8 protein-coding genes are annotated in these 10043 nt (G+C 61.8%); 2 read left to right on the top strand and 6 right to left on the bottom strand.

The window, feature by feature from the left end; translation table 11 throughout:
• Window positions 1-71 precede the first annotated feature (71 nt).
• A complete protein-coding gene (gene odhB, locus IC235_RS06580) occupies window positions 72-1760 on the bottom strand; it encodes a 2-oxoglutarate dehydrogenase complex dihydrolipoyllysine-residue succinyltransferase (RefSeq protein ID WP_191004368.1) in 1689 nt (562 codons plus the stop codon).
• Between the two features lie 242 nt (window positions 1761-2002).
• On the bottom strand, window positions 2003-4927 hold the full coding sequence (locus IC235_RS06585) for a 2-oxoglutarate dehydrogenase E1 component (RefSeq protein ID WP_191004369.1): 2925 nt from the start codon (window positions 4925-4927) through the stop codon (window positions 2003-2005).
• Between the two features lie 598 nt (window positions 4928-5525).
• Here IC235_RS06585 and IC235_RS06590 point away from each other — a divergent pair.
• Entirely contained in the window at window positions 5526-5861 is a 336-nt protein-coding gene (locus IC235_RS06590) for an RlpA-like double-psi beta-barrel domain-containing protein (RefSeq protein WP_191004370.1), read from the top strand.
• A 92-nt stretch (window positions 5862-5953) separates the two neighbouring features.
• On the opposite strand, the gene IC235_RS06595 is transcribed toward IC235_RS06590, so the two are convergent.
• From IC235_RS06595 to IC235_RS06610, 4 genes are all read right to left on the bottom strand, one after another.
• Window positions 5954-7141 carry an L-dopachrome tautomerase-related protein gene (locus IC235_RS06595; RefSeq protein ID WP_191004371.1) on the bottom strand — a complete coding sequence of 396 codons (1188 nt, stop codon included), beginning with the start codon at window positions 7139-7141 and terminating at the stop codon, window positions 5954-5956.
• A 119-nt stretch (window positions 7142-7260) separates the two neighbouring features.
• Complete coding sequence (locus tag IC235_RS22460; protein WP_191004372.1) at window positions 7261-8070, bottom strand: SHOCT domain-containing protein; 810 nt, start codon at window positions 8068-8070, stop codon at window positions 7261-7263.
• 25 nt (window positions 8071-8095) lie between these two features.
• On the bottom strand, window positions 8096-8824 hold the full coding sequence (locus IC235_RS06605; RefSeq protein WP_191004373.1) for a hypothetical protein: 729 nt from the start codon (window positions 8822-8824) through the stop codon (window positions 8096-8098).
• A 24-nt stretch (window positions 8825-8848) separates the two neighbouring features.
• Entirely contained in the window at window positions 8849-9103 is a 255-nt protein-coding gene (locus tag IC235_RS06610; RefSeq protein WP_191004374.1) for a hypothetical protein, read from the bottom strand.
• A 258-nt stretch (window positions 9104-9361) separates the two neighbouring features.
• On the opposite strand from IC235_RS06610, the gene IC235_RS06615 reads away from it, so the two are divergent.
• Window positions 9362-9550, top strand: a complete 189-nt coding sequence (locus IC235_RS06615) for a hypothetical protein (protein ID WP_191004384.1) — start codon at window positions 9362-9364, stop codon at window positions 9548-9550.
• The last annotated feature ends 493 nt before the right edge of the window (window positions 9551-10043 follow it).

Consider the following 10043-nt stretch of genomic DNA (forward strand, 5'->3'; position numbering starts at 1 on the left):
GCCAGGGGCCGCAAACAGCAAGGCCAGCCCCCGGGTCGGGAGCTGGCCTTTACCAAACGAGTATTATACTATTATACCCCGAGCAGCAACCGGGTAGGATCTTCGAGCAGCTCCTTCACGCGCACCAGGAAACTCACCGATTCGCGGCCGTCGATGATGCGGTGGTCGTAGCTCAGGGCCAGGTACATCATCGGGCGGATTACCACCTGCCCGTTCTCGGCAACCGGGCGGGGCACGATGTTGTGCATGCCCAGAATGGCCGATTGCGGGGCGTTAATAATCGGAGTGCTCATCATCGAGCCAAACACGCCGCCGTTGGTAATGGTAAACGTGCCGCCCGTCATTTGCTCGATGGTGAGCTTATTATCACGGGCCAGGGTGGCCAGCCGCACCACTTCTTTCTCGATGCCATCGAAGGAGAGCTGCTCGGCGTTGCGGATAACCGGCACCACCAGTCCCTTCGGCGCCGACACGGCGATGCTAATGTCGCAGAAATCGTTGAATACGATGTCGGTGCCGTCGATTTGCGCGTTCACTGAGGGCCACTCTTGCAGGGCCACGCACACGGCCTTGGTGAAGAAAGACATGAAGCCGAGGCCCACCCCGTTTTTCTCCTTGAACTTGTCTTTGAACTTGGTGCGCAGGTCCATGATGGGCTGCATGTTCACCTCGTTGAAGGTGGTGAGCATGGCAGTCTCGTTCTTCACCGACACCAGGCGGCGCGATACCGTCTTGCGCAGGTTCGACATCCGCTCGCGGCGCTGGTTGCGGCTTCCCGCCGCCGGGCTGCCGGAAGCCGGGGTAGCCGGAGCAGCAGGGGCCGCCTGGGGGGCCGCGGCTGCGGGCACAGCAGGCCGGGCCTGGGCATTCTGCGCGTCTTCTTTCGTAATGCGGCCATCGCGGCCGGTACCGGCCACGTCGCTCGCCGAAATTCCTTTTTCACTCAGGATTTTGCCCGCGGCCGGCGAAGGCACTCCCGTGGCATACGTAGCGGCGCCCGCGCTGGCGGGCGCCGAGGCCAGTGCCGCCACCGGCGCCGCTTGAGCCGCCGAGGCGGCGGGAGCCGGAGCAGCAGCGGCCCCGCCGCCCTCGATTCGGGCAATCACGGTGCCGATGGCAATGGTTTCGCCCTCCTTCACGGCGTGGCGCAGGGTGCCACTCCCCTCCGCGGGTAGCTCAAACGTGGCCTTGTCCGATTCGAGCTCGGCAATTACCTCGTCGCGGCTCACCTGAGCGCCGTCGGGCTTCAGCCATTTGGCCACCGTCACCTCGGTAATGGATTCGCCCACGGTGGGGATCTTCATCTCGATCGAGCCACCACCAGAGGCCGGGGCACCGGAAACTGCGGGACTAGCCGCGGGCGCACCGGGCGTAGCCGGGTCGGTGCTGGCTTTGCCTTCGGGCGCGCCGCCGTAGCCGGACTGGTCGCTGGCCTGGGGGTTTTGCTCGCCTTTGCCCACGGGGTCGGCCCCCGCAGCCGGGGCGCTAGCCGCAGGGGACGCGGGCGGGGGGGCCGTACTGCCCGCCGCTCCATCCAGGTCGGCAATGATGGCACCGATGCCGATAGTCTCGCCTTCCGCTACGCGAATTTTCAGCACGCCATCGGCTTCGGCGGGCAGCTCGAACGTAGCCTTGTCCGATTCGAGCTCGGCAATCACTTCATCGCGCTTCACGGCCTCGCCGTCTTTCTTAAGCCACTTGGCAATCGTGACTTCGGTGATGGATTCGCCAACGGCGGGAATTTTGATTTCGAGGGGCATGAGGAAAGAAAGTTGAATTCAGTAATTCAGAAAACACTGCCGCGATGGCTTGCGAAGGGCAGAATGACGGAAGGACTGCCGGGACCTGATGGTATCCGGCCGGACACCTCTCAGGATCTCAGCCTAACGCGGATTGGGGGTCGGCACCGGGCTTTCGCGGGGTAATTGCCCGGCTTCGGCTACGTTGGGCCGGGCCGCTGAAAGGTTGGGATTCGTTTTAGCCGCGCCACCTTATTAGTCCGTTAGTCCGTGACCTTTTTATCGGCCACCTCGACTACATCCTTGATGTTGGCGTCCGCCACTGCTGCCTGGGGCTTATCGAACGCCCGGGCCACCAGCTCCTTCTGCTCCCGGACGTGAATCTTGTTGTAGCCCGTGGCCGGCGAAGCCGAGGGCTTGCGCGAAACCACATCTTCGAGCTCGCGGCGCAGGTAGCGGAGCATGTAGTTCCAGTAGCCCATGTTTTCGGGCTCTTCCTGGATCCAGTACAGCTTGGCTTTGGGGTACTTGGCCAGCTCGGCCTGGAGCTGCTTTTGGGGAAAGGGGTGCAACTGCTCGAGGCGCACAATGGCCACGTCGGTGCGGTCAGCCGTGCGCTGCTCCTCCAGCAGGTCGAAATACACTTTGCCCGAGCACAGCAGCACCCGCTTCACTTTCTTCGCGTCGGCAAAGGTGTCGCCCAGCACCTCGCGGAAGGTGCCGCTGGTGAATTCCTCGACCGGCGACACGCACAGCGGGTGGCGCAGCATGGACTTGGGCGACATCACCACCAGCGGCTTGCGGAAGCTCCAGGCGAGCTGCCGGCGCAGGGCGTGGAAGAAGTTGGCCGGGGTAGTCATGTTGGCCACCACGATGTTGTGTTCGGCGGCGAGCTGCAGGAACCGCTCGGGGCGGGCGTTGGAGTGCTCCGGGCCCTGGCCTTCGTAGCCGTGGGGCAGCAGCATCACCACCCCATTCATGCGCTGCCACTTGCTTTCGCTGCTCACCACGAACTGGTCAATCATGGTTTGGGCGCCGTTGGCGAAGTCGCCGAACTGCGCCTCCCACACCACCAGGGCGGTGGGGTTGGCCATGGCGTAGCCGAATTCAAAGCCCAGCACGGCGTACTCACTCAGCAACGAGTTGAAGATGCGCAGGTTCTCATGCTCGCCCTCCATGTGGTTGAGCGAGGTGTAGGGCGCGCTGGTCTCGGCGTCGTGCAACACGGCGTGCCGGTGCGAGAACGTACCGCGCTGGCAGTCCTGGCCGCTCACGCGCACGATGTGGTTTTCCGTCAGCAGCGAGCCGTAGGCCAGCAGCTCGGCCGCCGCCCAGTTCAGCACGCGGGTCTCGTAGAACATTTTGCGGCGCTCCTTCAGCAGGTTATCGATCTGCTTGATGGGCCTGAAGCCTTCGGGAATCGTGGTCAGCGCCTGGGCCACGCGCTGCACGGTGGCTTCGCTGATGCCCGTTTCGGGCGAGCGTTCGAAGTCCTCGGGCTGGGAGCGGCGCAGGCTGCGCCACTCGTTTTCCAGGGCCTGGTACTTATAAGGTAAGGGCTTCTGCTTCACCAGGTCGAGGCGCGCCTGCAGGGTGTCGCGGAACTCCTTGTCCATCTGCGCCGCGAGCTCGGCGTCGACGTCGCCGCGCTGCACCAGCATGGCGTTGTACACCTCGCGCGGATTGGGGTGCTTCGAGATGATGTTGTAGAGCGTGGGCTGGGTAAACTTGGGCTCGTCCGACTCGTTGTGGCCGTGGCGGCGGTAGCACACCATGTCGATGAAGATGTCGGCGTGGAACTGCTGGCGGTACTCGGTGGCCAGTTGCACGGCAAACACCACCGCTTCGGGGTTGTCGCCGTTCACGTGCATCACCGGGGCATCGATGATTTTGGCCAGGTCGGTCGAGTAAATCGACGAGCGGGCATCCTCGAAGTCGGTGGTGAAGCCGACCTGGTTGTTGATGACGAAATGGATGGTGCCACCGGTCTTGTACCCTTCGAGCAGCGACATCTGGGTGAGCTCGTAGCCGATGCCCTGGCCCGCCAGGGCGGCGTCGCCGTGAATCAGGATGGGCAGAATCTGGTGGTAGTCGTTGCCGTACTGGTGTTCGATCTTGGCCCGCACGAAGCCTTCCACTACCGGGTTTACCGCTTCCAGGTGCGAGGGGTTGGGCGCCAGCTTCAGGTTAACCCGCTGGCCGCCGCTGGCTTCGACTTCCGACGAGTAGCCCATGTGGTACTTCACGTCGCCATCGCCCATGGTGAGGTCGGGCACGGCGGTGCCTTCGAACTCCGAGAAAATCTGCTCGTAGGTCTTGCCCATGATGTTGGCCAGCACGTTTAGGCGGCCGCGGTGGGCCATGCCAATCATCACCTCCCGCACCCCCAGCTCGGCCGCCTTCCCAATGATGGCGTCGAGCGCAGGAATGGTGGTTTCGCCGCCTTCGAGCGAGAAGCGCTTCTGCCCCAGAAACTTGGTGTGCAGGAAGTTCTCGAAAACAACGGCCTCGTTGAGCTTTTTCAGGATGCGCTTCTTGTACTCCACGCCGGGGTTGAAGGCCAGCGAATCGCGCTCCACTTTTTCGCGGAACCAGTCGAGTACCTGCGGGTCGCGGATGTACATGTACTCGAAGCCAATGGGGCCGGTATAGATTTTTTCCAGCGCGGCCACGATGTCGCGCAGGGTGGCCCGCGGCCCGAGGCCCAGGCCTTCACCATTCCGGAACACCGAATCCATATCGGCCTCGCTCAAGCCGAAATCGGTCAGGTCGAGGCGGGCTTTGCGGTCCTTGCGCTCGCGGACGGGGTTGGTTTTGGCCCGCAGGTGGCCGCGGCTGCGGTAGGCGTGGATGAGGTTGCGAACGGCCGTTTCCTTATCGGCTGCCACTTCGCCGTTGGCCAGGCCGGGGGCGTTGTTGGTAGAAGCCTCGGTGTTGAGCACCCCGTAATCGTTGGGCTGGGGCCCGGGGGGCGTAGCGGGCTTGGGGGCGCTGGTGGGCGCCCCGGGGGTGGCGCTGCCGTTGCCAGGCACTACGGGAGCTCCTTCGGGAAATTGCTGCGAGAAGTCGAATCCCTCAAAGAACTTACGCCAGCCAAAATCCACTGATTCCGGGTTTTGCTGGTAGGCTTGGTATAACGCTTCGATGGCCACCGCGTCGGCGTTGGCGATGTACGAGTATGAATCCATGGAAAAGCAGCTTAGGTAAGGCCGCGTAAAAGTAAGGCGCTTATAATTCAGGCAAAAACCTGTATTCGGGTACACGAATTTATCTCCTGATCAGCAATATAGCTGTTTACTAATAGAGACCTAAGCGGGTTGGGCGGCCAATTTATTAAAAATCCTGAATAGCCGAAGGCTCTTCCGGGCCTGGTGGCCTTTTGCTTTTTCAGCTTTAACGGCATTTCGGCGCCGCCCGGGCACAATTTCCCTGAGCCCCCTACAACAATATTATTCAGCGGCTACGGGCTTATGAGCCTATATTCTTCTTCGGCAAAACCTATCTATAGGGCTCGTTGTTAACCATTTTATCGACTTCAAAAATTATGTTACCCCTATACTATTAAATCAATATTACCCAATAAAAAATCATCAAATGAATACTATAAGATTGTCTGTACAAGCTATACTAGCAGTTACCGCGCTCACGACGGCATTTCTCGACTCCAGGCCAAGCAACCAGGACGCCGGACCAGCTATCACAACAGCTGAAAAAGCAGCCTCGCAACGCAGCCTATACCGTAAGGCGAAGGCTAAACCGTATGGCGCCTCCGCCCCCACGTATACCGTGACGGCAACCGTGTACGAGGCCGTGCCGGGGCAGACCGACCAGGAGCCATTCGTGACGGCCGACAACTCCCGCATTAAGCCGCACTACGGCACCCGCAAGCGCTGGGTGGCCTTGTCGCGTGATTTGCTCAGGCCCTGGGGCGGCCACTTTGATTTTGGGGACACGGTGCGCGTAATCGGCATCTCGGAGCGGCTGGATGGTGTGTACACCATTCACGACACCATGGCCCGGCGGCACCGCCGCTACCTGGATGTGCTGGCCCACCCCAGCGAAAACCTGGACATTTTTGCCAGAGGAGTAAAAATCAGAAAAGTGGTTTCGGAGTGGGACTGAGCCGCCGTTTTACCTGCACGCTACGCCCGCAATGCCTTACCGGGTTTAGCGCGGCAAGGCATTGCGGGCGTAACAACCAGCCGAGCGGCGGCTTATTTGGGCTGGGCCATTTTAAAAATGCGGAAGGGCTGGCGGGGCTGCCCCACCCCCTTGTTCCAGGTGGGGGTTTTGTGAATAGCCGAGGTAGCCACGTACAGGTTGCCGTCGGCCGCCCAGCTGTAGGTATCCGGCCACTGCAGGCGGGCGTCTTTGGCCACGGTTTCGATGGTGCCGGCGGGGGTGCGGCGCAACAGGGCGCTTTGCTCAAAAGAAGTGAGGTAGACGTTGTTGGCGGCATCGATTTCCAGGCCGTCGGAAGCCGGAATCCCGCCCACGGTTTCGACCTGCCGGCCGAGCTCGGCTTCGCTAAGCGCGGCATCGCGCAGGGCGGCGGTTTTGATGCGGTACAGCGTATGGCCGGTGAGCGGACAGTAATAGAGGTAGGTGTTGTCGGTGCTCAGCGCGATGCCGTCGGCGTTGAACTGGGCGGGCTTGCCCTGGGCATCAATCATGGGATGGCCTTCCGCCTGTACGACCAAGCCCTTGGCTGCTTTGGTGGATGGGTGGCTGGCCAGCAAGCGGCGGGATTTAAGGGTTTTTAAATCGACCACCACGAGGGCTCCGAGGCCGGATTCCGTCAGGTAGGCGTAGTTGTTTTGCAAATCAATCCGCACGTCGTTGAGGTAAGATTTGCGCGGGGCCACGCTTTCCGGGAACGGGATGGTGAGCAGCACCTGGTTGGTCTGGGGGTCGGTTTTCACCAGCTTGGGGCCGCCCGGCACGGTGAGCTTCAGGCCCGGGGCGGCGGGGTCGAGCACCCACACCTTGCCCGACTTATCGGCGAATACGGTTTGGGGGCAGATCCAGTGCTTCAGGGGCTCGTTTTTCACCGAGTCGTTCCACTGGCACCAGCCGGCATCAGGGTAGGGCTTGAGGGTGTTGTGGGGGCCGACTTCGGCCACGGGGTACACGGGGTTGTAGTCCCAGCGCGGGAAGCAGGCCAGGACCTTACCGCCGGGCGCCACGGCCACCCCCACCATTTGCGGATCGGTGAACTCCGCCACCACCTGCAAGGGTGAGCTGGTCGGCGCCGCGCTCGCGGGGGCCGCAGTTGAGTCGGGACTGGCCGCGCTGCCGGGGCGCTGCCCGGTGCCATTGGGTGATGAGCAACTGCCCAGCCAGAGGCCCGTAGCCGCCAGGATGACCAAGCGGCCGGGCCGGAAAATGCAAGAAAAGAACATCGCGTAAGGTGTGGTGGAAAGGGTTGAAAAAAAGAAAACCTCAGCCCAATTAGGGCTGAGGTTTAGCATACGGCCGGCCGGCACTTATGGTGGGCAAATGCCGGCGGTTAGCTCGTCGCTTAGGGGCGTGCCGAAGGCTTGGCCGTCGAATCCGGCGCGGCGGCGGGGTCCGGATTCTCTGGGTCGTCGGGAGTAACGGGCTGCGGCTGGGTTTCGGGCGCCCCCTGAAAGGCGGGGGCCGGGTGGGCAGGCGTCACCCGGATGGTTTCGGGCTCAGCTACCGTGGCGGGCAGCGGCCGGGCTTGCGGCCCCGTTTCAATGGGGGCGACCAGGTTATCGGCGGCCGTTTTGCTCGTGCTGGAAAGATGCTCGGACGGCCGCTGGTTGAGCGACAGGTACAGCACCAGCCCCAACAACGCCAGCAGGCCCCCAATGGATAAAATGAGGGCTAGCGGGCTGCGGGCCGCGGGCGTTTCGGGTTCCGGAAACTCGCTGTCGCTCCAGCTGGCGACTGGCTCCGGCGAGGGCACCGGCAAAGGCTCCGGGCCGGCCGTAACCGAGAAATAATCAGGCGTCCCGGCCGGCCCACCCGGCCCTTCATTAACCTCGGTTACCCAAGGGGGCGAGCTCCCCGGCACCGGGCTGGTAAACGCGTTCGGGGACGAGGGCGGACGCTCCCCTCCTACTGGCGGCCCCAGGGGCGGCGGAACCGGCGCTACGTAAGCGGGCGGCCCCGCGGGGGGGGTAGCGGAACCGGTGGGCCCGGCAACGGGAGCCGATGGTTCGGTGGCGCCCGGGGAGAAAGCGGCCTGGTTATTAAATAGAAGCTGCTTTTTCAGGGCTTCAAACTCGGTGGCGGTCAGGGCCCCGGCATCCAGCATTTCCTTGAGCTGGCGTAGGGTATCGAGGGGCGAAGAAGAGTTTTCCATGGCCTGAGTACGAGTCGCGGCCAGGCTAGTTCTTACGGTCGAGGGCCGAGAGCCGGTCGCGGCGCTGCTGCAGGCGCAGGCGGCTCTGGTCGAGTACCTGGGCGTTTTTGATCAGGGAAACCGAATCGGCGCGCGACTGCAGCAGGTTTTGCTCGTTTTTCTTTCTCAGCTCCTCGATGCGGGCCAGGTTGGAAGTCGTGTTGTTCTGCAGGAAGAGTCGGTTTTTCTCCAGCCGCTCCTTTTCTTTCTCCACGGCCTTGACCTTCTTCTCGGCTTCCGTAACCCAGTCGCGGTGGGCCTTGAGGCGGGCGGCCGAGGCGAAGTTCTGGAGAATGGTGCGCAGGGAGTTGTACTCGGTAGCGGTACTGCTGGCGTCGAAGAAGGTATTGTCGTCGAAGCCCCCGAAGAGGGAGACTTCCGCCACGGAGTCGGCCGGGGCCAGCACGATGGCGTAGAGGTTGATGAGCTTGCTGGAAATGGCGTTGGCAGGGATCTGACGGACTTCCAGCGCCTCGCTCTTGCCCAGCCCGAGTAAGCCGCCGCCCTTCAGCCTGATGTTGTAGCTGCTCTTCATCCAATCCTGCAGAAAGTCGCGCACGTCGGAGGCCTTGCCATCGACCTGCACTTTAAGGGCGGAGCGGGAACGCTTGTTGTAGTTTACCTCGCCGGGACGCACGTCGTAGAGTTGGGCCGAGGCCGGCGCGGCAATGAAGAGGCCCAGCAGGACCAGCAGCAACAGGTAAATTTTAGGCATGACTTAGAAATGGGTTAGTGGGCTTTAGCGTAATTCGTGGCGGGCGAAGGCGGCCTGTAAATCGGCGCGCATGGCTTCGAATCGGGCAATGGCCGCGTTGAGAAATTCTTCATCCAGCAGCTCCCGGGCTTCGGCGTCGGAACCCGTGAGCAGGTCCAGCTCCGCTACTTTGTAGGTCTGCTCCAGATTGCCCTGCTCCAGCTTGAGCAAAAACTTGCCGTTCCAGGCCAGCAAGGTGATTTTGACGGTGGGATGGGGAAGGTCGGCGACGTGGCGCATGAATCAATAAAAATCTGATAAGCAGAAGTTTGCGGAGGCGCTCAAATCTCGGAGCGGCCCGGCCCGGTCCTGATATGAGCTGTTCAACGGGGGAGGTGAAAATCGGCGTACTTATCTATTATCCAATTGCCTTTTTAAAGGACAAAAATGGGGCCGAAGATAGTAAGCTCGACCTAACTCCGCCCCGGGGGGCTCCGTAAAAAGGTGGGTGGCCCGATGTTTCGGACCGTTTTCCTTCCACTTTTCAGTATTTACGCCATGCCTCAGGGAGATAAATCGAAATACAGCGATAAGCAAAAACGTCAGGCCGAGCACATTGAAGAAAGCTACGAAAAGCGCGGCGTGCCGAAGGACGAGGCCGAAGCCCGGGCCTGGGCCACGGTAAATAAAAATGACGGCGGCGGCAAACAGCCCGGCGGGTCAGGCCGTAAAAAAGCAAGTAAATAGTTCTGCTTGCGCCGATGCGCTGACCGGTGGTGATAACCCACCAGAAAGCCCCGCTAACTACGTTGGCGGGGCTTTTTGCTTGCCGCCCCGTCGCAACCAAAGCAGAGCCAGATGGCTGGTGGCCCCCTACGCCAGCGCTTCTCCCCTACCCCGGATTGTCGTTCCTGCGTTGGCCTCACCCCCGGCCCCTCTCCGCAGGAGAGGGGAGCCTGACGTTAGGTACACGGACCTCGAAACCGCTCTACTGACTCAAGTTATGGACTAGCCGCGTCGCGGCGACCGGTAGGTAGAATGGGCCGCAGAAACGGGGAGAAAACCGCGTAGCGGTGACAGACTCGTCCGGCGGCGCTGTCACCACGACGTGGCTTGGGGTTGCCAAAGGGTAACTGTTCTACTCACCGGGCGCCGCGACGCGACTAGGTTGTACGGACAATTAACGAAGCCATAACAGGGCTGAGACGAAATGCACCATTCCCAAGAAGCTGGTGGCCGT

The sequence above is a fragment of the Hymenobacter montanus genome (assembly GCF_014699115.1).
Taxonomy (GTDB): Bacteria; Bacteroidota; Bacteroidia; order Cytophagales; family Hymenobacteraceae; genus Hymenobacter; species Hymenobacter montanus.